The 20850-nt window shown below is 66.9% G+C and carries 17 protein-coding genes and 1 other RNA gene; 13 read left to right on the top strand and 5 right to left on the bottom strand.

All coding sequences use genetic code 11. The features are described from left to right. Positions 1-311 precede the first annotated feature (311 nt). From ACCQ01_RS16555 to ACCQ01_RS16545, 3 genes are all read right to left on the bottom strand, one after another. A complete protein-coding gene (locus ACCQ01_RS16555; protein ID WP_228431893.1) occupies positions 312-2720 on the bottom strand; it encodes a TonB-dependent receptor in 2409 nt (802 codons plus the stop codon). Positions 2721-2890: 170 nt separating this feature from the next. Next, positions 2891-5185: a glucosylglycerol-phosphate synthase gene (ggpS, locus tag ACCQ01_RS16550; RefSeq protein ID WP_228431894.1), complete on the bottom strand. Its 2295-nt coding sequence runs from the start codon at positions 5183-5185 to the stop codon at positions 2891-2893. Positions 5186-5240: 55 nt separating this feature from the next. Then, positions 5241-6485: an MFS transporter gene (locus ACCQ01_RS16545; protein ID WP_228431895.1), complete on the bottom strand. Its 1245-nt coding sequence runs from the start codon at positions 6483-6485 to the stop codon at positions 5241-5243. A gap of 892 nt (positions 6486-7377) precedes the next feature. On the opposite strand from ACCQ01_RS16545, the gene ACCQ01_RS16540 reads away from it, so the two are divergent. Beyond that, positions 7378-7677, top strand: coding sequence for an FmdB family zinc ribbon protein (locus ACCQ01_RS16540; protein WP_228431896.1), 300 nt, complete (start codon positions 7378-7380; stop codon positions 7675-7677). After that, positions 7674-8321: a hypothetical protein gene (locus ACCQ01_RS16535; RefSeq protein ID WP_372358814.1), complete on the top strand. Its 648-nt coding sequence runs from the start codon at positions 7674-7676 to the stop codon at positions 8319-8321. The genes ACCQ01_RS16540 and ACCQ01_RS16535 overlap by 4 nt, the downstream gene beginning before the upstream one ends. Positions 8322-8325: 4 nt before the next feature. Here ACCQ01_RS16535 and ACCQ01_RS16530 read toward each other — a convergent pair. Both ACCQ01_RS16530 and ACCQ01_RS16525 read right to left on the bottom strand, forming a co-directional pair. Continuing rightward, a non-coding RNA gene (locus ACCQ01_RS16530) (sX9 sRNA) lies at positions 8326-8400 on the bottom strand. Between the two features lie 225 nt (positions 8401-8625). Further along, entirely contained in the window at positions 8626-9396 is a 771-nt protein-coding gene (locus tag ACCQ01_RS16525) for a DUF3011 domain-containing protein (protein WP_228431897.1), read from the bottom strand. A 160-nt stretch (positions 9397-9556) separates the two neighbouring features. Between ACCQ01_RS16525 and aspS the strand changes: the two genes are divergently transcribed. From aspS to tolQ, 11 genes are all read left to right on the top strand, one after another. Further along, on the top strand, positions 9557-11323 hold the full coding sequence (gene aspS, locus ACCQ01_RS16520) for an aspartate--tRNA ligase (RefSeq protein WP_228431898.1): 1767 nt from the start codon (positions 9557-9559) through the stop codon (positions 11321-11323). Between the two features lie 347 nt (positions 11324-11670). Further along, complete coding sequence (locus tag ACCQ01_RS16515; protein ID WP_228431899.1) at positions 11671-12198, top strand: GNAT family N-acetyltransferase; 528 nt, start codon at positions 11671-11673, stop codon at positions 12196-12198. A gap of 124 nt (positions 12199-12322) precedes the next feature. After that, positions 12323-12982 carry an alpha/beta hydrolase gene (locus ACCQ01_RS16510; RefSeq protein WP_228431900.1) on the top strand — a complete coding sequence of 220 codons (660 nt, stop codon included), beginning with the start codon at positions 12323-12325 and terminating at the stop codon, positions 12980-12982. 75 nt (positions 12983-13057) lie between these two features. Further along, positions 13058-13786 carry a YebC/PmpR family DNA-binding transcriptional regulator gene (locus ACCQ01_RS16505; protein WP_042594807.1) on the top strand — a complete coding sequence of 243 codons (729 nt, stop codon included), beginning with the start codon at positions 13058-13060 and terminating at the stop codon, positions 13784-13786. A 112-nt stretch (positions 13787-13898) separates the two neighbouring features. Next, positions 13899-14423, top strand: coding sequence for a crossover junction endodeoxyribonuclease RuvC (ruvC, locus tag ACCQ01_RS16500; RefSeq protein ID WP_011038141.1), 525 nt, complete (start codon positions 13899-13901; stop codon positions 14421-14423). Between the two features lie 157 nt (positions 14424-14580). Further along, a complete protein-coding gene (gene ruvA, locus ACCQ01_RS16495; RefSeq protein WP_006450983.1) occupies positions 14581-15165 on the top strand; it encodes a Holliday junction branch migration protein RuvA in 585 nt (194 codons plus the stop codon). A 197-nt stretch (positions 15166-15362) separates the two neighbouring features. After that, entirely contained in the window at positions 15363-17270 is a 1908-nt protein-coding gene (locus ACCQ01_RS16490; protein ID WP_011038140.1) for a potassium transporter Kup, read from the top strand. Positions 17271-17272: 2 nt separating this feature from the next. Then, positions 17273-18394: an SMI1/KNR4 family protein gene (locus tag ACCQ01_RS16485; RefSeq protein WP_228431901.1), complete on the top strand. Its 1122-nt coding sequence runs from the start codon at positions 17273-17275 to the stop codon at positions 18392-18394. A 39-nt stretch (positions 18395-18433) separates the two neighbouring features. Next, positions 18434-19474, top strand: a complete 1041-nt coding sequence (gene ruvB, locus ACCQ01_RS16480) for a Holliday junction branch migration DNA helicase RuvB (protein ID WP_014508616.1) — start codon at positions 18434-18436, stop codon at positions 19472-19474. A 52-nt stretch (positions 19475-19526) separates the two neighbouring features. Next, on the top strand, positions 19527-19985 hold the full coding sequence (gene ybgC / locus ACCQ01_RS16475) for a tol-pal system-associated acyl-CoA thioesterase (RefSeq protein WP_228431902.1): 459 nt from the start codon (positions 19527-19529) through the stop codon (positions 19983-19985). Between the two features lie 11 nt (positions 19986-19996). Then, a complete protein-coding gene (gene tolQ, locus ACCQ01_RS16470; RefSeq protein WP_011038137.1) occupies positions 19997-20776 on the top strand; it encodes a protein TolQ in 780 nt (259 codons plus the stop codon). The last annotated feature ends 74 nt before the right edge of the window (positions 20777-20850 follow it).

Genomic DNA, 20850 nt, shown 5'->3' with positions numbered 1-20850 from the left:
ATGCTTGCCCACGCACGCTGCGGCAGCGGCCCGATCCTGCAGGAGTGCGTGTGCAGCCATTCGACGTCTCAGCGATGCGTCGTTGCGCGTGTTGCATGCGGACGAACGGTGCCAGCAGCGCGTGGTGTCATGCCATTAACCAAGCCGTCCGTACTCCGAAAAGCCGCCACCCCTGCATGCAGTCACAGGTGAGGCCGTTAGTCCGTGACACCGGCAGAGTGACGATCCCGCCATCAACCCGCATGTCCGGAACACTGCCGGGCGCCAACGCACGACGCGCCCGGCATCTATTCCAGCGCAGTGCTTCGGCCTCAAAGATCCAGCGTCAAGGTCAGCCCCAGCGTGCGCGGCGCGGCAATGAACGCGCTGTCGCTGCCATCCACGCCTTCCAGGTAGCGCTTGTCGGTGAGGTTGCTGACATTGAGCGCCACCTGCATGCCCTTGAGCTGCGCGGAAAGCTGCGACAGTTCCAGGCCGAGATTGGCATCGAAGGTGGTCACGCCATTGAGCGCGGCGCGGTTGGAGGCATCCAGATAGCGCTTGCCCAGGTAGCGGCCGGAGACGCCGAAACGCCAGGCATCGCCGCGCCAATCGGCCGACACCACCAGCGTGTTGCGTGGTTGGCCGATCACCTGCGCACCGGGGGTGATCTCCAGCGCGGTGTCGCGCGCGGCATCGCCACTGCCCAGGTAATCGGCCTTGTTGTAGGTGTAGGCACCGTTGAGGCGCCAGCCGTTGTCCCAGCCGTAGCCCAGGGCCGCTTCCACGCCGCGCGCATGCACGCCGCCGAAGTTTTCGTACACGCCATCGGTTTCGCCCAGGTAGTCGATGCCGCTGACGAAGTTGGCCGGCACGTACACGATGCGGTTGTCGAAGCGGATGTCGTACAGCGTGATGCTGCCGGTCAACGGCCAGCGGCTGATGCGCAGGCCCAGTTCGATGTTGTCGGCGGTTTCCGGTTGCACGCGGCTGAGCGCGACCGGGTCGGTCTCGCCCAGTACGCCGGACGGAATCGCCGCGAAGTTCTGCGAATAGCCGGCGAAGGCTTCCAGCCCCTGCACCGGCGTGGTCCAGGTCAGGCCGGCTGAGAGCAGCGGGTCCGAATGCGCGTCCGATTCCACATGCTGCGCATCGCCGATGCGGCGGTCGCGGGTTTGGTCGACGAAGAACTGCTTGACGCCCACGCGCCAGGCAAACGCACCGTACCGCATCACATCTTCGACGTAATACATCTGTTCGTCGGTCTGGTAGTTGTCCTTGAACTGCACCCAGTACGGCTGATGGTCGAAGCTGATGTTGGTGCCGACATTGAGCAGGCGATGCCAGTCGCGGGTGACGCTGCGGTCGTAGCGCTCCAGCCAGGCGCCGGCGCGTACGGTGTTGTCGATCGGGCCCAGGTCGTGGCGCCATTCCACATCGGCCATGGCACCGGCGCGGTGATTGTCGTAATGGCTATGGCGATACGACTGCACCGGTACCGAACCTGCCGGATAGCAGGCCGGGTTGGACTCGGCCGGGACCGCATCGCTGCCGGCGCAACCGGCCAGCTGCGTCGCCGCCGCGCCGCCCGGGATGAGGTAATACAGCTTGCCCAGGTCGCTGCCGGCATACACGGTGTTGCCGCCGCGCGCCTCCGATTCCGGCGCGCCCGCGCCGTCGTTGGTGACGTCCACCAGGTACGGCGGAATCCAGTCGCCGCGGCCTTGCATGCGATGCGCGTAGCCGGTGAGCGTGGTCTTGAAGCCGTTGCCGCCATCGAAGGCGCCGCGCAGATAGCCGAAGGTGTTCTCGCGCAATGCGCGGGAGCCGGAGCGGTAGTTCTGGTCCAGGTACGGAATGCCGGTGAGCGTGCCGGTCAGCAGGTCGTGTTCGGGATCGCGCGCGAACTGCTCGGGCGTCACGCTGGTGTATTCGGATTCGTCGGCATCGTCGTAGGACAGATAGCCGCTCAAGGTCCACTTGTCCAAGCTGCTGACGAACTTGCCGGCCAGATGATCGCGGCGGGTGTGGCCGCTGCCGTCGATCCAGTCGTCATTGCGCGCCGATGAGCCGCTGACCCAGGCACGGGTATTGCCCCCAAGCAGGCCGGTGTCGTAGCGCGCGTAATACTTGCGCGCCTGGTTGTCGCCGATGCCGCCGATCACGCGCACGCGCTGTTCTTCGAGCGGCTCGCCGGTGAGGTAGTTCAAGGTGCCGCCCAGCGCTTCGTTGGAGCGCGAGGCGATATCGGCGGTGCCCTGGCTCACTTCCACGGTTTCCAGATCCGGCATGTCGATGAAGCGGTTCGCCTTGGAGCCGCCGCCGTAGGCCGAGCCGCCGTTGGGCACGCCGTCGATGGTGGTGCCAATCTGCTGCGTATCGCGGTTGCTGACGAAGCCGCGCATGCTGATCTGGGTGCCCCAATCGGACGAGCCGAACGCATCGGCTTCGGTCACCACCACGCCGGGCAGTTCGTTGAGCGCGTCGTTGACGCTGCCCAGCACGAACTGGCGGTCCAGCATTTCCTTGCTCACCGTGGTCTTGGAATACGTCATCGCCTGGCCCACCACCTGCACCTGGTCCAGCGTGGACACCTGCGCGCCGCCGTCTGGTTCGGCCGCTGCCGGTGTCGACGCGGCGCCGTCGGGCATTTGCTGGGCGTAGGCGGGCAGGGCGAGCGGAACCAGCAGCAGGGCCAGCGTGGCCGGGTGGCGCACGCGCGAGGAGGACGTCGAATCCATTGCAATCCACGGGCAGGGGGGAGAACACCCAGCCTGCCGCGCTTGCGTTGCGTGATCATGACCGCGCTGCCGATGGGCCAGCGTCACGCTTGTCTCCACACAGCAACGCCCGGAGGACCCGGGCGTTGCTGTGTGACTGCGCGTGTTGCAGCGCGCGCGCCGGTGCGCGCCTAGGCGACCGGCTCGGCCACCGTGCTGGCCGCCGCCAAGGGCACACGGGCATGTGCGCCACGGCTACGTGCCACCGCGTCCAGGAAGTCGCGCCCCCAATGGTCGATGTTGTAGTACTCCACGCTGTCGTACAGCTGCCGCAGGCGCCCGGCCGCTTCGTCATCGGGCATCGCCAGTGCCTGCAACAGGCCGGCCGCCAGATCGGCCGGGTCGTGCGGGTTGGTGAGCACTGCGCCTTTGAGTTCTGCAGCCGCGCCGGCAAATTCGCTCAGCACCAGCACGCCGCTGCCGCCTTCGATGCCTTGCACCGCCACGAACTCCTTGGCCACCAGATTCAAGCCGTCACGCAGCGGCGTGATCCACATCACCTGCGCCGCGGCGTAATGCGCCACTACCTGCTCGAACGGCAGCGCCTGTGCGAAGAAGCGCACCGGCGTCCAGTCCAGCCGCGAGAACCGCCCGTTGATGCGGCCCACCGCCTGTTCGATCTGCGTCTGCAAGGTGCGGTAGATGGTCATCTCGCGCGCCGCCGGCACGCACACCATCAGCAAGGTGACCTTGCCCAGCAGCTGCGGCTGGCTGTCGAGCAGGCGCTCGAACGCCTCCAGTTTCGCCAGCGTGCCCTTGGTGTAATCCAGCCGCTCCACCGACAACACCAGCTTGCGCGCACCGATCTCGCGGCGTAGCTTGAAGATGTCGTTGCGCACGTCCGGCTTGCTCAGCGCCGCGCGAATGCGGCGCAGGTCGGTGCCCACCGGATGCGCGCCCAGCGCCACGTCGCGATCGGCCACACGCAGGCAGGTGGTCATGGTGTCCAGGCCCACCGCGCAGCCGTAGGTGAGAAACCGTGGCGCGCAGCTTTCCTGCGCCAGCCGTTCCACCGGCATCACGCCGCGCACCACGTCCACGAAGTTCTCCACCTGGCGCGGGATATGGAAGCCCACGTAATCGCAGCACATCAGGCTGCCGATGATCTCGCGCCGCCATGGCACCACGTTGAACACGTCGGCCGAGGGGAAGTAGGTGTGATGGAAGAAGGCGATCTTCAGATCCGGCCGCAGCTCGCGCAGGTACGCCGGCACCATCCACAGGTTGTAGTCATGGATCCATACCGTGGCGCCGTGCGCGGCCTCGGCCGAGGTGGCCTGTGCAAACTTGCGGTTGACCGCAAGAAATACCTGCCAGTCGTCCTCGCGGAAGCGCGCGCGTTCCCAGAACACGTGCAACATCGGCCAGAACGCTTCCTTGGAAAACCGCTTGTAGAAGATGTCCACCTCGCTCTTGCTCAGCGGCACGCGTGCGGCGGTGAGGGTGGGGTAGCGCTGCGCATCCACCTCGGTGTGGGTCTGGAATGGCCCGCGCCTGGGGTCGTCCACGCTCCAGGCCACCCACGAGCCGCGCTGGCCGCCTTCGAAGAAGCTCAGCAGCGAGGGAATGATGCCGTTGGGCGAGCGCGGCGCGCGGCGCACCAGCTCGCCGTGCTCGACCACTTCGTCATACGGCAGGCGGTGATAGACCATCACCAGCTCGGCGCCGCCCTTGCGTGGGGCCTGCACCGCCGGCACGTGCGGGTCGTCGTCGGCAAGCAGGCCGAAGTGCGCAATCGCCTCCAGGATGCCGCCGCACCCGGGCGCACTGGCGTGATAGGTCGCCTCCAGTTGCGCAGTGGCCTGCGTCAAGGCCGCTTCCGAATCGCCCACGCAGACGCCGCGGAAACCGGCCAGATACATGGAGAGATCGTTGAGCGTGTCGCCAGCGACCAGGATGCGCTCGCGCGGCAGCTCCAGCTGGCGTGCCAACGCCCCCAGGGTGCGGCCCTTGTCGGTGTCCGGCGGCAGAATGTCCAGATAGCGGTCGGCCGAATACAGCACGTCGCAACCGAGCGCGCGTGCGGTCTGCTCGATCTGCGCACGCAGCGGCGCCAACGTGTGCGGATCGCAGAAATACGAGCAGCGGCGCTCCTGCGGCACGTCCTGGCGCTGCAATTGCGGGAATGCGCGCATCGCCTGGGCCACCACCTGCTCCCCGGGCCAGTGCGCATCGATCATCGATTGCAGGGGCTGCAACGGTTGCAGCGTGTGGCCGTCCACCACGGTGGCACCCACGTCGCACACCACATAGTCGGGCCGGGGAATGGTGGGGTCGGTGAGCAAGGGCATCACCGCTTCGAGTCCGCGCCCGGTAATGAAGATCAGGCGGATCTCGGGATGCTGGTCGACCAGGCGATACAGCTGGTGACGGTGTTCTGCGGAGCCGGCCAGGAAGGTGCCATCCAGGTCGGTGGCCAGGATCACGGCAGGATCCGGGCGGGGGTGGGTCAGGGATGAGGTGTTCGGGAGTCTGGTTTGATCAGTCAATGTGTTTCCTTGTGAGGAGGGGGGGGGAATCGGTTTCCGGCATCAGCTCTAGCGCCGATGGCGTGGTCCGCAACATCGGGCGGAACGCGATGGGATGGGTGCGCAGGCGCTGGAAGCGCAACAGGCGCGCCAGCGTGAAGCCGGCCAGGGCCAGCAGCATCACCGCGAAATACGCAGGCAACGCCGCCGGGCCGAATTTCTGCATGGCCCCGCCGGCCAGCGCCGGGCCAATCGCCGCGCCCACGCCATGCACCAGCAGCAGGCTGCTGCAGCCAGACAACAAATCCTCGCGCGGCAGGTAATCGAGCATGTGCGCCACCGCGAACGGATACAGCGAGAACGCCAGCCCGCCATACACGAAGAACAGCAGGAACAGCACCTGCGTCTGCGCCTGCACCATCGGCAGCGCAGCGGCGATGGCGATGCCGGCGGCCAGCACGCTCACCGTGACCAGGCCAATGCGGCGGTCGTGGCCATCGCTGATGCGCCCGATCGGCCACTGCAACACCGCGCCGCCCACGATGGCGGTGAGCATGAACATCGCCACGCCGTCGGCATCCAGCCCGATGCGGTCGGCATACACCGGCAGCAGCCCCCAGAACGCGCCCATCGCCAACCCGGACAGGCCGGCGCCGATGGTCGCCACCGGCGCCAGCGCATACAGCGTGACCAGCCGCAGCCGCGACACGTGCGGCACCTCGGGCGGAATCAGCCGCGTGGTCACCACCGGCATCACCGCCGCGCAGATCAGGATGGCGGTGAGCGTAAACATCGCCGGCGCCGTGGCATCGCCCGCACTGAGCAGTACCTGGCCCAGCGCCAGTGCCGACAGGTTGATCGCCATGTAGACCGAAAACACCCGGCTGCGGCGGCGCGCGTCCGGCTCGGCGTTGAGCCAGCTTTCGATCACCGTGTACAGGCCCACCAGCGCGGCGCCGGTCACCAGGCGCAACAGGCCCCAGCCCCACGGATCGAGCCAGATCGGGTGCAGCAACACCGCGATTGCGGCCAACGCGGCATAAAACGCGAACGCGCGGATATGCCCGATCCGGCGGATCAGCGGCGGTGCGAAGAAGGTGCCCAGAAAGAAGCCGGCAAAGTAGCCGGACATGATCAACCCCAATGCACGCGCATCGAAGCCGGCTTGGCCACCGCGTACGGCGAGCAAGGTGCCCAGCAGCCCGCTGCCGGTCAGCAACAACGCCACGCCAAGCAACAGCGCAGTCAGCCGCAACACGAATGCGGCCCTCGTGGGGGAAAAGGCGCGTCGGTCACGTGCCCAAGTGTAACAGCTCGATGGCAGTGGCCTGTTTCACCTGGGGCGGTGTGATGGCTGTCGCACGCTGTTTTTGCGGTGTTTGCGCATGTGTAAGGGCGTGTTTTTTGGCGGTGATCCGCTACGTAAGTGGCTGGCTGGGTGGAAGCCCGTTGCGCGTCATGTGCGGCTATTGCGCTGCGCGAATGTGGTGCGTCGTTGTGCTGGTCCCTGCATGCGCACTGCGGTACCTGGCATTGCGCGGTGTAGATAAGGAGGAGCGGAGGCGAGATATGGCGGGCGCTGCCCAGCGACAGCCGTAACGAGCCGTGGATGCAAAGTGCGATGCAGGCCGCGAATATTGGCCTTCGTGGGGAACTATGTAGAACGCTTCTGCTCGTCCTTGCATTGGGCGACGCGCGCAGACGAATTCGGGCGCTGACCTTTCACTGCAGTGGCAAACAGCCGCAGCGGGAAGGCGCTGCAGCGTGCAATGCCGGACGCGCACGGCGGCGTTCGCAGGGCCTCGGCAGAACGCTCTCAGGTACTCCGCTCCGTCGAGTAACTACGGACAGACGAATCCGTCTGCCGATCACTCGGTCCTGCTGCGGCCAAACACGGCCCAAGCACGCAAAGCGCCGCTGCCTGCGGTACGGAAATGCCGTCACGCCGCCATCCGTCTCCCGCAGTCCAGCCCAGGTGACGATGCACGCGGCCCCAAGTCACGACCAGCCGGTAACGCTGCTGCCATGCGCGTCGGTGACCACATCTGCGCCGGCCCGTCCGCGAAGATGCCGCAGCGCCGGCCCACGCGCGCAGCGGTCCGCGGCGGTCTAGAATCTGCGCCCTCGCGTTCTCTTTCCGCTGACTCACCATGCCTATCTACGCCTTCCAGTGCACCGCCTGCGACCATCAATTCGATCGGCTGCTGAAAATGTCCGACCCGGTGCCGGAAAGCTGCCCCGCCTGCAGCGCCAGCACCATCAAGCGTCAGGTCACCGCGCCGTCGTTCCGCCTCTCGGGCAGCGGCTGGTACGAGACCGATTTCAAATCCGCCGGCGAGAAAAAGAAGAACCTCACCGAAAGCAGCAGTGGCAGTAGCGGTGGCGATGCAAAGCCGGCCGCGGCCAGCGAGAGCAAGCCGGCCAGCAAGCCCGCGTCCGACCCGGCGTGATCTCTCTGGCGCGGCGGTGGCCTGGTCGCATCCGCGCCGGTCTGTATCTGGTGGCGCTGGTCGCCGGCCTGGCCGGCTGCGCCACACCGCCGCCGCCAGCATCGGCCACCGCCACCGCGCCAGCTGACCAGTTTCTGGCCGCGCTCGCCGCCTACTGCGGGCAGGCCTTTGCCGGGCGCGTGCTGGTCGCCACGCCAGCGTCCAAGGCGCCCAGCCCATTTGCGGGGCAAGCGCTGGTGATGCATGTGCGCGGCTGCGATGCGCCCACCCGCGAACTGCGCGTGCCGTTCCATGTCGGCAACGACCACGCGCGCACCTGGGTGCTGACGCGCACTGCCACTGGGCTGCGCCTCAAGCACGCGCATCGCCATGCCGACGGCAGCGCGGACGCACTGAGCAATTACGGCGGCGACACCGTCAGCGCCGGCGCTGCCACGCGCCAGGAATTCCCGCTCGATGCCGACTCGCGCGCGCTGTTCCAGCAGCAAGGCGCGGCGGCGTCCCTGCACAACACCTGGGCCATGGAGGTCCACCCGGGGCGGAGTGTGGTCTACGAACTGAGCCGCCCGGATGGGCGCCTGTTCCGGGTGGAATTCGACCTTACCCGGCCGGTGGCGCTGCCGCCGGCACCCTGGGGCGGCTAAGAACGGCTAACAAAACGTAGCGAGCAGCCGTCAGGTGGGTGCGCACGGCGCGGGGGAACCGGAGTCTAGGTAGGGACATGCCGATTTCGCACCGGCCGCGTCCGCCTGGCGGCTGCGCAGTCGTTTTGATAGCGGCTTCAAGCCAGCGCACCGGCAGTCGCCTGCGACCAACTCCGCATTGCCACGTCGTCTGCGTTGAAACAGTTCTGTCGCAGCCTCGCTGCGTATCAAGCCGCAGCGACGCCAACCCGCGCTGGAATGCGCAGGCGCAAAGACACTTACCGCTCAGATTCCGACGCAGGCCTCAGCGCGCCTCGAAGCGCGCGCGGCAGCCGTCGTTGACCCACACGGTGGCACGGCGCGGGTCGTAACCCCAGCTGTGGCCTTCTTCGCAGCGGGTATCGGACAGCTGGCGGGTCAGCACCGGCCGGCCATACCGGCCATCCCAGCCGCAGGTGCGCAGGCGGCGGTCGTCGCTGCTGCAGGTGATGGTGTAATCGTTGCGCGGGCGGTCGTCGCGGCCACCGTAGCCGCCGTCACCACGGTCCCAGCCGCCGCCGCGTGCCTGCGCAAACTCGCCCCGGCAGCCGTCGTCCACCCAGATCCGGCCACCGTCCTGCCGCCAGTTGCGGCCTTCCACGCAAGGCGTGTTGGACAGCTGGCGCACCAGGATGGCGCGGCGCCAGCCGGTGTCGCAGATCTTCTGGCGCTTGTCGTTGCTCTCGCAGCGCACCGTGCCGGCAACCCCGCCTGGGCCACCATCGCCGCCCCATCCGCCGCCATTCCCGCTGCGGCCTTCGACGAAGCGCCCACGGCAGCCGTTGTCCACCCAGACCCGGCCGCGGTCGCTGCCCCAGTTACGGCCCTCGATGCAGCGGGTGCCGGAGATGTTCTCCACCAGCACCGCGCGGCCGCGGAACGGCGTATCGCATTCGCGGCGGCGGTTGTCGTTGCTGGCACAGGTGATGCTGGGGCCATTCCAGCCGCGGTCCTGCGCGGCGGCCGGGCTGCTGCCCATCGCGCCGGTCACGGTGATGAGGCAAAAGCCGGAGATCAGCAGGGCGGTGCGCAGCATCGTGGCGTCCTTGGGTATACGAGAGAGGCGTGGTGCCTATTCAGCCGGGCGCTCACTTAAGCGACCGTGACCGCCTCCGCATTTGCTCCTGCCGCCCGCCGGCCCCAGAATATCGGGCTCTCCGGCGCCGTCCTGTGCCGGGTTTTCAGCGGAGCTTTCGATGCGTACCCACTTTTGCGGCCTGGTCGATGAGACCTTGATCGGCCAAACCGTCACTCTCGCCGGCTGGACCGACGTGGCCCGCAATCTGGGTGGGGTGTGTTTCATCGACCTGCGCGACCACGAAGGCATCGTGCAGGTGACCGTGGAGCCCGCCGAAGGCGACGCCAACTCCGCCGAAGTGTTCAAGGTGGCCGCCAGCCTGGGCTACGAAGACGTGTTGCAGGTCGAAGGCGTGGTGCGTGCGCGCCACGCGGTCAATGACAAGATCCGCACCGGCAAGGTGGAAGTGATCGCCACCCGCATCACCATCCTCAACAAGGCCGCGCCGCTGCCGTTCCATGCGCACGAGAACCCGGGCGAAGACACCCGCCTGAAGTACCGCTATCTGGATCTGCGTCGCCCGGAAATGCAGCGCATGCAGCGCACTCGCATCAAGCTGGTGCAGGCGCTGCGCCGGCATCTGGATGCACGCGATTTCCAGGACATCGAAACCCCGATCCTGACCAAGGCCACCCCGGAAGGCGCACGCGACTTCCTGGTGCCGGCGCGCATGCATCCGGGCGAGTTCTATGCGTTGCCGCAGAGCCCGCAGCTGTTCAAGCAGATCCTGATGGTGGCCGGCTTCGACCGCTACTACCAGATCGCGCGCTGCTTTCGCGACGAAGCGCTGCGCGCCGATCGCCAGCTGGAGTTCACCCAGCTCGATATGGAATTTGCCTTCGTGCGCGAGCGCGACGTGCAGGATTTCGTGGAAGACATGATCCGCGCCATCTTCAAGGAAGTGGTCGATGTGGAGCTGGCCGCGCAGTTCCCGCGCATGACCTGGGCCGAGGCAATGCGTCGCTATGGATCGGACAAGCCGGACCTGCGCATCGCGCTGGAGCTGGTCGACGTGGCCGATTTGGTCAAGACCAGCGAATTCCCGGTGTTCACCGCCGCCGCCAATGATGCCGATGGCCGCGTGGCCGCGCTGCGCATCCCCGGTGGCGCCACGCTGAGCCGCAAGCAGATCGACGACTACGCCGCGCACGCCGCCAAGTACGGCGCCAAGGGCCTGGCCTACATCAAGCTGTCGGAGACCGGCGAGGTGAGCTCGCCAATTGCCAAATTCTTCGGCGAAGAGGCCTTTGCAGCGCTGCTGGCGCACGTGGGCGCGGCCAATGGCGACATCGTGTTCTTCGGTGCCGGCAGCTACAACAAGGTGTCCGACTTCATGGGCGCGCTGCGCCTGAAGGCCGGCAAGGACTTCGGCCTGGTCGCCGCCGGCTGGGCGCCGTTGTGGGTCACCGACTTCCCGATGTTCGAATGGGACGAGGAGGCGCAGCGCTACGTGGCCCTGCATCACCCCTTCACCGCGCCGGCTGTGGACGACATCGCCGACCTGCGTGCCAACGCCCGCACCGCGGTGTCGCGTGGCTATGACATGGTGCTCAACGGCAATGAAATCGGCGGCGGCTCGATCCGTATCCACCGCCCGGACATGCAGAGCGCGGTGTTCGAGCTGCTCGGCATCGGCGCCGAAGAAGCGCGCGCCAAGTTCGGCTTCCTGCTGGATGCGCTGAACTACGGCGCGCCGCCGCACGGCGGCATCGCGTTCGGTATCGACCGCATCGCCGCGCTGATGGCAGGTACCGAGTCCATCCGCGACGTGATCCCGTTCCCCAAGACCACCGGCGCGCAGGACCTGATGACCGATGCCCCGTCGCCGATCGCGGCCGAGCAGCTGGCCGAAGTGCACGTGCAGGTGCGGCCCAAGCAGGCCTGACCTGCCGCAGTGCACGGTCATGCAGTGGCATGGCCGTGTCTGGTCAATCAGTCGGCGTTGACGGCTTTGCGTGAGTTGCCTCCGTCAGTAGGGCGTGGCTGCTCATCGGGCCGGTCTTCATCGGCAAGCGTCATCCGCCCGGTGCTTGTTCGGAGTGCATCAGTTGCCGCTCCGACATGCTGTCGTTGAGAGCTAACGCGCCGGTGCAAGCAGATCCCTGCGTCATGCAGGGCTCACGGCCCTGGCATGCACCGCGCTGATCCCGCAGACCACCGTCCCGACCCAGGCTTGCGGGAGCGCCGCCGCATGCGAGAAGCTGCAACGTCGCCCTGCACGAGACGCCCCGCATGACCCGCATCCGCCGCGCCACGCCCGACGATGCCGAAGCGCTGTCGCTCCTGGCCGCGCGGACGTTTACCGAAACCTTCGGCCATCTGTATCCCGAAGAGGACCTGCGCGGTTTCCTGGAAGAAACCTATGCGGTCGAGCGCGCACGCATCGTGCTGGCGCACCCCGACTATGCGATCTGGCTGCTGGAAATGGATGGCCTGCTGGTTGGCCATGCCGCAGCCGGCCCCTGTGGGCTGCCGCACGCAGATGTGCAACCGGGCGATGGGGAGCTCAAGCGGCTCTACTTGCTGAAGGACTACCAGAACACCGGCTGGGGCAGCCGGCTGTTCGAGACCGCGCTGCAATGGCTGGAACGCAATGGGCCCGGCACGCTCTGGATCGGCGTGTGGTCGGAGAACTTCGGCGCGCAGCGCTTCTATGCACGCTATGGCTTCGAAAAGGTTGGCGAATACGAATTCCCGGTCGGCCGCATCCTGGATCGCGAATACATCCTGCGCCGCGCGCCGGTGGTCGCGGAACCGTAGTGCCGGGCTCGGTGGCTGCGCGCGGCGTGGTCGTGCACGCCAGCACATTGAATGCGGGCTGCGGTGGTCGATGTGTCGCTCCTGCGGTAATTCGCGCGGCGCCATCCGCCCGGAGCGTCCACACATGAGCGGCGGCGACGACCTGCAGACACAGAGCAGGCATCCCGAGGCTGCCTCCGCCGATGTGTTGCTCGTGCATGGCATCTGGAATACCGCGCACTGGTTGCTGCCGCTGGCACGGCGTCTGCACGCGGCCGGCATGACGCCGGCGCTGTTCGGCTATGCCAGCGTGCGTGGCGGCCCGGCGCAGGCGGTGCCCCAGCTGATCGCCCGCCTGCGCGCCACGCGCGCACCGTTACTGGTCTGCCACAGCCTGGGCGGGTTGATGGCCTTGCAAGCCTTGCAGCAGGCGCCGGACGTGCCGGTGCAACGCGTGGTCTGCCTGGGCTCGCCGTTGTGCGGCAGCGCGGCTGCACGTGGGCTGGCGCGGCGTGGCGGCCACTGGGCGATGGGGCGCAGTGCAGCGCTGCTGCAGCGCGGGTTTACGCATTGGGACGGCGCTGCCCAGGTGGGCCAGATTGCCGGTTGCGTGCCACGCGGCCTGGGCCGCTGGCTGGCGCCGCTGCAGGCCGGCTCGGACGGCACGGTGGGGCTGGACGAAACCCGCCTGCCCGGCCTGCACGACCATTGCGTGGTGCAGGCCAGCCATAGCGGCCTGCTGCGCTCGCCCGCCGCCGCGCAGCAGGTGCTGGCGTTCCTGCGCGATGGCCGTTTTGCGCACTGAACGGCCTCACCCCGGTGCGGGCAGGCAATCAGGTAAAATCCGCGCCCTGTCATCCAAGCCAGTCTGGAAACACTCATGGGTAGAGGCCCCTCCATCGAAGGCCGCAAAAACGCGTCCGACGCCAAACGCGGCAAGATCTTCACCAAGATCATCCGTGAGATCAGTGTGGCGGCGCGCGCCGGCGGCGGCGACCCGTCCAACAACCCGCGCCTGCGCACCGCCATGGACAAGGGCCTGTCGTCGAACATGTCCAAGGACGTGATCGAGCGCGCCATCAAGAAGGCGACCGGCGAGCTGGAAGGCGTGGAATACGAAGAAGTGCGCTACGAGGGCTACGCCCCCGGCGGCGTGGCGGTGATTGTGGATTGCCTCACCGACAACCGCGTGCGCGCGGTGGCCGACGTGCGCCATGCTTTCAGCAAGTGCGGCGGCAACATGGGCACCGACGGCTCGGTCGCCTTCATGTTCAAGCGCCTGGGCGTGCTCAGCTTCGCCGCCGGTGCCGATGAGGATGCCCTCACCGAGGCCGCCATCGAAGCCGGCGCCGACGACGTGGTGGTGTACCCGGAAGATGGCGCCATCGACGTGCTGACCGCCCCGGACACCTTCGCCCAGGTCAAGCAGGCCCTCGCCACCGCCGGCTTTGAACCTGCCCACGCCGAGATCACCTTCCGCGCCGAAAACGACATCGCCGTCGACGGCGACACCGCCGTGCAGGTACGCAAGCTGCTGGACATGCTCGAAGACCTGGACGACGTGCAGGACGTGTATTCGAACGTCGACCAGGCCAGTCTCGGCGCTTGATGATGGCCGGGATGACGGGATTCGAGAGTGGTGATTCGCAACAGCACTGGCGTTTCCGGATTGCCTGCACTTTGCTAATCCCGACTCACCAATCCCCAATCCCTGCCCCTCGATGACCCGCATCCTCGGCATCGATCCCGGTTCGCAGCGCACCGGCATCGGCATCATCGACGTCGACGAGAGCGGTCGCAGCCGGCATGTGTTCCATGCGCCGCTGGTGCTGCTGGGCGAGGGCGACTTCGCCCAGCGCCTGAAACGCCTGCTGCACGGGCTGGGTGAGCTGATCGAGACCTACCAGCCGCAGGAAGTGGCGATCGAGAAGGTGTTTATGGGCAAGAGTGCCGATTCGGCGCTCAAGCTCGGCCACGCGCGCGGGGCAGCGATCTGCGCGGTGGTGCTGCGCGACCTGCCGGTGCACGAGTACGCTGCCACCGAGATCAAGCTCGCGCTGGTCGGCAAGGGCGGCGCGGACAAGGTCCAGGTGCAGCACATGGTCGGGATCATGCTCAATCTCAAAGGCAAGCTGCAGGCCGACGCCGCCGACGCGCTGGCGGTCGCCATCACCCACGCCCACGTGCGCGCCACCGCGCAGCGCCTGGGCGTCAATACCCAACAGGCGTGGAGCCGGAAAAGATGAGAGCAGGGATTCGGGAGTCGGGATTGGGGATTCGCAAAAGCGCGTCCACGGGTGCTGTGCCGATGCGGCGCTGCGCGGCAGTCGTTAACGGCAGCGAGGGATCTGGCCAATCCCCAATCCCGAATGCCCAATCCCGGCACCGCCAGGGCGGTGCCCAATGATCGGCCGTCTGCGTGGGATCCTGGCCTACAAGCAGCCGCCGTGGCTGGTGATCGACGTGGGCGGGGTGGGCTATGAACTGGAGGCGCCGATGAGCACCTTCTACGACCTGCCCGATGTCGGCCGCGACGTCATCCTGTTCACCCATTACGCGCAGAAGGAAGACAGCGTGTCGCTGTACGGCTTCCTGCGCGAGGGCGAGCGCCGGCTGTTCCGCGACGTGCAGAAGGTCACCGGCATCGGTGCCAAGATTGCGCTGGCGGTGCTGTCCGGGGTCACCGTGGACGAGTTTGCGCGGCTGATCACCAGTGGCGACATCACTGCGCTGACCCGCATCCCCGGCATCGGCAAAAAGACCGCCGAGCGCATGGTGGTGGAGCTGCGCGACCGCGCGGCCGACTTCAGCAGCGGCGCGCCGATCACCGGCCAGCTGGGCCCGGATGCGGTGTCCGAGGCCACCGTGGCGTTGCAGCAGCTGGGCTACAAGCCCGCCGAGGCCGCGCGCATGGCACGTGAGGCCGGGGCCGAAGGCGACGAGGTCGCCACCGTCATCCGCAAGGCCCTCCAGGCCGCGCTGCGCTAGGCGCGGCGGTCCAAAACCACCGCGCCGCCGCCAAGCGGGCGCGGCCAGTGCTCGGCATCGGCGGGTTGGGCCCGTACACTGCGCATCCCGAGCGCAGTGCCCGGCCTCACCTGGCGTTTCCCGCAAGGCCGGGGCGGTGCCTCGGTAGCGCGCCGTCTTCCTCTTCTTCACGCTGTCTGGCGAAAACTCCTCACCTCATGTCCCACACCCCCACTCCCGCAGCCGGCTCCGGCCATGCGCCCGCCAATGGCCACATGGCCCTGGTCATCGGCGCGATCGGCGTCGTCTTCGGCGATATCGGCACCAGTCCGCTGTACACCCTCAAGGAGGCGTTCTCGCCGCACTACGGGTTGACCAGCGATCACGACACCGTGCTGGGCGTGCTGTCGCTGGCGTTCTGGGCGCTGATGATTACGGTGACGCTCAAGTACGTCACCATCATCATGCGCGCCGACAACGAGGGCGAGGGCGGCATCATGGCGCTGATGGCGCTGACCCAGCGCACCCTCAAGCAGGGCTCGCGCTCGGCGTATGTGGTGGGCATCCTGGGCATCTTCGGCGCCTCGCTGTTCTTCGGCGACGGCGTGATCACCCCGGCCATCTCGGTGATGGGCGCGGTCGAAGGCCTGGAGATCGCTGCGCCCAGCCTGCATCCCTTCATCGTGCCGATCACCGTGGTAGTGCTGCTGGTGGTGTTCATGGTGCAGCGCTTCGGTACCGAAAAAGTGGGCAAGGTGTTCGGCCCGATCACCTGCCTGTGGTTCCTGTCGCTGGGCGCGATCGGCATCTGGAACATCGTCGACGCACCCGAAGTGCTCAAGGCCTTCAACCCGTGGTGGGCAATCCGTTTCTTCATGGAGCACGGCTGGCACGGGGTCTTCATCCTCGGCGCGGTGGTGCTGGCGGTGACCGGCGGCGAAGCGCTGTATGCCGACATGGGCCATTTCGGTGCGCGCCCGATCCGCCACGGCTGGTATTTCTTCGTCCTGCCGATGCTGTTGCTCAACTACCTGGGGCAGGGCGCGCTGGTGCTGAACCACCCGGCCGCGCTGAAGAACCCGTTCTTCGAGGCGGTGCCGAGCTGGGCGCTGTACCCGATGATCATCCTCGCCACGCTGGCGGCGGTGATCGCTTCGCAGGCGGTGATCACCGGTGCGTACTCGGTGGCCCGCCAGGCCATGCAGCTGGGCTACATCCCGCGCATGCTGATCAAGCACACCTCGCGCGACACCATCGGGCAGATCTACGTGCCCGGCATCAACTGGCTGTTGATGGTGATGGTGATTGCGCTGGTGTTGATCTTCCGCAGCTCCACCAACCTGGCGGTGGCCTACGGCATCTCGGTCTCGATGACCATGCTGATCGACACGCTGCTGCTGGCCCTGGTGGCCCGCTCGCTGTGGCCGCGCTGGCGCAACTGGGTGCTGCCGCTGTGCGTGGTGTTCTTCATCATCGAGCTGGCGTTCGTGATCGCCAACGGCGCCAAACTGTTGCAGGGCGCCTGGTTCCCGCTGGCGCTGGGCATCGTGGTGTTTACCCTGATGCGCACCTGGCGCCGTGGCCGCGCGCTGTTGCGCGAGGAAATCCGCAAGGACGGCATCCGCATCGACAGCTTTCTGCCCGGCCTGATGCTGGCGCCGCCAGCGCGCGTGCCCGGCATGGCGGTGTTCCTGACCGCCGACCCGATGGTGGTGCCGCATGCGCTGATGCACAACCTCAAGCACAACAAGGTGCTGCACGAGCGCAATATCTTCCTCAACGTCGACACCTTGCCGATCCCTTACGCACCGGCCGACAAGCGTCTGCAGATCGAATCGATCGGCGACGAGTTCTACCGCGTGTACGTGCGCTTCGGCTTCATGGAAACGCCCGACGTACCGCTGGCACTGATGCGCTCCTGCGACCAGGGCGGCATCCATTTCGACCCGATGGACACCACCTTCTTCGCCAGCCGCGAGACCATCGTGGCCAGCGCCAACCGCGGCATGCCGATCTGGCGCGACAAATTGTTCGCGCTGATGCATCGCAACGCCGCCCCGGCCACCGGCTTCTTCCGCATTCCCGGCAACCGCCTGGTGGAACTCGGCGCGCAAGTGGAGATCTGAGCGTGGCCGCCCTGGAATGGAAGGTCTACGGTCGCGCGCCGACCCTGGACACCTTCTGGGACGAAGCACTGAACCTTGGACGATCTCCGGCCACGGATGCGTCCATCGCCGCGGCGCAGGCGCGGCTCGGTGTCCGCCTGCCGGACTGGTTGCTGCATCTCTATGCACGCTACGACGGTGGCGCGGTGCAGATGGCGCGTGGTCAGTCGCTGCAACAACCGGACAATTGGCTTGTCGCCGAATGGCTGATTCCGCGAGCGCGCCTGTTGGGTGCGGAAGCGCTATTTTCGTTCGCGCAGGTGCGCGCCCGCGAGGACTACCGTGACGATGCCTACGCCGGCCTGGCCGCCAGTGGCGACGACCGCTGGTTGATCGCCATCGCCGCCGATGCCCGCGCGCCCAGCCGGGCGCTTTGCATGGACTACGCAGCGCCCGACACCGAGCCGACCTTGGTCTACGTCGATGCGGGCAGCGGGCAGCGATTGATCGTGTTCGATGGGGTGGAGGATCTGCTCGCGCAGCTGGTCGATGTCGTGTACTGGTCGCCCGCGTTGCAGGCGAAATACGACGACAACGAGCGCGTGCAGTGGCAGCCGCAGCCGCCTGCGCTGGAGACGTTCTGGAGCGGTCCCGGGCACTGGAACGACACACTAACGGTTGCGGACACCAAGGCCCTGGCAGCGGCCGAAGCGCGTCTGGGCGTGCGCTTGCCGGCATTGTTCAAGCGTCTGTACGGCGTCCAGGACGGCGGTGATACCGGCTGGTGCTGGGCGCCACGCACCCGTTTCCCTTCGGACCGCTACGTGGATTGGGAGTGCGTGCTGGTCGACCGCTACTTATCGCCGCTGGCCCAGATCGGCAGCGTGCTGGACTTCGCCGCCGCGTTCGAAGACCCGCACGATTTCAGCTCAGCGGCATATCTGCATGCCGGTCTGGACCAGGTCCTGGTGCTGTCGAGCCACAACGTCGACTGCCTGCTGTGCCTGGACTATCGGGGCCGCGGGCCGCAGTACGCGCCCGAGGTGGTCTACTTCGAACGCTGGGAAGGACTGCATCCGACCTGGCGCGCGCCGAGCTTCGAGGCGTTTTTCAGCACGCTGCGGCAGGCCGACCTTGATTTCTAGATGCTGCGCCGGCTGCGCGCGGCATGAGAAGATGGCGGGATGACTGAACAGCGCACCATCGCCAGCAGCGCCACCCGTGAGGACGAGGCCGCCGATGCGAGCATCCGCCCCAAGCGCCTGGCTGATTACCTCGGCCAGCAGCCGGTGCGTGACCAGATGGAGATCTACATCCAGGCCGCCAAGGCGCGCGGCGAGGCGATGGATCACGTGCTCATCTTCGGGCCGCCCGGCCTGGGCAAGACCACGCTCAGCCACGTCATCGCCAACGAACTGGGCGTGAGCCTGCGCGTCACCTCCGGTCCGGTGATCGAAAAGGCCGGTGACCTGGCCGCGCTGCTGACCAATCTGCAGCCGCACGATGTGTTGTTCATCGACGAGATCCATCGCCTCTCGCCGGTGGTGGAGGAAGTGCTGTATCCGGCGATGGAAGACTTCCAGATCGACATCATGATCGGCGACGGCCCGGCCGCGCGTTCGATCAAGATCGACCTGCCGCCGTTTACGCTGATCGGCGCGACCACCCGCGCCGGCCTGCTGACCGCGCCGTTGCGCGACCGCTTTGGCATCGTGCAGCGCCTGGAGTTCTACTCGCCGCAGGAGCTGACCCGGATCGTGATCCGCTCGGCGGCGATCCTGGGCATCGACTGCACGCCCGATGGTGCCGCCGAGATCGCGCGCCGCGCGCGTGGCACGCCGCGCATCGCCAACCGGCTGTTGCGGCGGGTGCGCGATTTCGCCCAGGTCAAGGCCGCCGGCCACATCGACCTGACGGTGGCGCAGGCCGCCATGCAGATGTTGAAGGTGGATCCGGAAGGCTTTGACGAGCTCGACCGTCGTATGTTGCGCACCATCGTCGATCACTTCGACGGCGGGCCGGTGGGCGTGGAGTCGCTAGCCGCATCGTTGTCCGAGGAGCGCGGCACGCTGGAAGACGTGATCGAGCCCTATCTGATCCAGCAGGGCTTCCTGATCCGCACCGCGCGCGGCCGCATGGTCACGCCGAAAGCCTATCTGCACCTTGGGCTGAAACCGCCGCGCGACCGTGCGCCCGCTATCGGCGAACCCGGAGACCTGTTCTGATGGCTGCTCGCTTTAGGCGCGTGTGGGCTGTCTCGACTAGAAGCATGCTCCCATGACCGCCAATTCCCGACTCCCGATTCCCCAATCCCCGCCTGTATTCAGTTGGCCGACACGCGTGTACTGGGAAGATACGGACGCCGGGGGCGTGGTCTACCACGCGCGCTATGTTGCTTTCATGGAACGGGCGCGCACGGAATGGATGCGGGCACTGGGCTTTGGGCAGGAACGCCTGCGCCAGCAGCATGATCTGGTGTTCGCAGTCCGCTCCATGCAACTGGATTTCCTCAAGCCGGCTCGGCTGGATGACGCACTGTCGGTCTCGGCGGTGCTCACCCGGTGCAAGCGGGCCAGCCTGATATTTGCGCAGTCGGTCAGGCGCGAGGGCGAAGTTCTGCTGACCGCCGAGGTGCGCATTGCCGCACTCGGTGGCAGCGACTTCCGCCCACGCGGCATGGACGATGCGCTGTTTGACGCGTTGAAAGCTCTAGAAACCACAGAATCCGATTACTAAGGAACCAACGGATGTCGATCGCATTGCTCCTGGCCCTGCAGGACACGGTAGTGGAAGCGCTGCCGCAGGAAGTCACCGCCGCTGCGGCGCAGACCGCCAGCGTGGCGCACAACAGCAGCATCAACTACGCCGAGTTGATCCTGCGGGCCAGCATCCCGGTGAAGATCATCGTGCTGCTGCTGCTGATCGGCTCGTTCATCAGCTGGGTCATCATTTTCCGCAAGGCGCGTGCCTTCAAGCAGGCCAACCGTGAGGCGGACGAGTTCGAAAACCGCTTCTGGTCCGGTGCGGACCTGGCCAAGCTCTACGCCTCGGCAACCGATCGCAACCGCACCGTCGGTGGTCTGGAGTCGATGTTCGAAAGTGGCTTCCGCGAGTTCTCGCGGCTGCGCGACCGCCGTCGCCTGGATGCGCGCGTGCAGCTGGAAGGCGCCCAGCGCGCCATGCGCACCGCCTTTACGCGGGAAGTGGACCAGCTCGAGCGCAATCTCGAATTGCTGGCCAACATCGGCTCCACCGCGCCGTACGTGGGCCTGGTCGGTACCGTGTTCGGCATCATGGTGACCATGCACGACATGGTCAGCAGCGGCGAGCAGGCCGGTATTGCTGCGGTGGCGCCGGGTATTTCCGAAGCCTTGTTCGCCACCGCCATCGGCCTGTTCGTGGCGATCCCGGCGGTGTGGGCCTACAACCGCTTCACCACCCGCGTGGAACGGCTGTCGGTGCGCTACGAGACCTTCGCCGACGAGTTCAGCTCGATCCTGCAGCGCCAGGCCGGCGCGGACGAATAATGCGCGCCGCTGGCAGGCGCCCGCAGACAGGCGAGTCCCTCGCAAACACCCGCACCTGCAGGTGCGGGGCATCC

The sequence above is a fragment of the Xanthomonas sp. NCPPB 4037 genome (assembly GCF_041475695.2).
Classification (GTDB): domain Bacteria; phylum Pseudomonadota; class Gammaproteobacteria; order Xanthomonadales; family Xanthomonadaceae; genus Xanthomonas; species Xanthomonas campestris.
This window is presented reverse-complemented; position numbering and strand designations above follow the sequence as displayed.

Excerpts from the sequence above, each read along its gene's own strand:
- ACCQ01_RS16555 (WP_228431893.1), bottom strand. The coding sequence starts at position 2,720 with ATGGATTCGACGTCCTCCTCGCGCGTGCGCCACCCGGCCACGCTGGCC.
- ACCQ01_RS16540 (WP_228431896.1), top strand. The coding sequence starts at position 7,378 with ATGCCTATCTACGCCTTCCAGTGCACCGCCTGCGACCATCAATTCGAT.
- ACCQ01_RS16525 (WP_228431897.1), bottom strand. The coding sequence starts at position 9,396 with ATGCTGCGCACCGCCCTGCTGATCTCCGGCTTTTGCCTCATCACCGTG.
- aspS (WP_228431898.1), top strand. The coding sequence starts at position 9,557 with ATGCGTACCCACTTTTGCGGCCTGGTCGATGAGACCTTGATCGGCCAA.
- ACCQ01_RS16515 (WP_228431899.1), top strand. The coding sequence starts at position 11,671 with ATGACCCGCATCCGCCGCGCCACGCCCGACGATGCCGAAGCGCTGTCG.
- ACCQ01_RS16510 (WP_228431900.1), top strand. The coding sequence starts at position 12,323 with ATGAGCGGCGGCGACGACCTGCAGACACAGAGCAGGCATCCCGAGGCT.
- ACCQ01_RS16505 (WP_042594807.1), top strand. The coding sequence starts at position 13,058 with ATGGGTAGAGGCCCCTCCATCGAAGGCCGCAAAAACGCGTCCGACGCC.
- ruvC (WP_011038141.1), top strand. The coding sequence starts at position 13,899 with ATGACCCGCATCCTCGGCATCGATCCCGGTTCGCAGCGCACCGGCATC.
- ruvA (WP_006450983.1), top strand. The coding sequence starts at position 14,581 with ATGATCGGCCGTCTGCGTGGGATCCTGGCCTACAAGCAGCCGCCGTGG.
- ACCQ01_RS16490 (WP_011038140.1), top strand. The coding sequence starts at position 15,363 with ATGTCCCACACCCCCACTCCCGCAGCCGGCTCCGGCCATGCGCCCGCC.
- ruvB (WP_014508616.1), top strand. The coding sequence starts at position 18,434 with ATGACTGAACAGCGCACCATCGCCAGCAGCGCCACCCGTGAGGACGAG.
- ybgC (WP_228431902.1), top strand. The coding sequence starts at position 19,527 with ATGACCGCCAATTCCCGACTCCCGATTCCCCAATCCCCGCCTGTATTC.
- tolQ (WP_011038137.1), top strand. The coding sequence starts at position 19,997 with ATGTCGATCGCATTGCTCCTGGCCCTGCAGGACACGGTAGTGGAAGCG.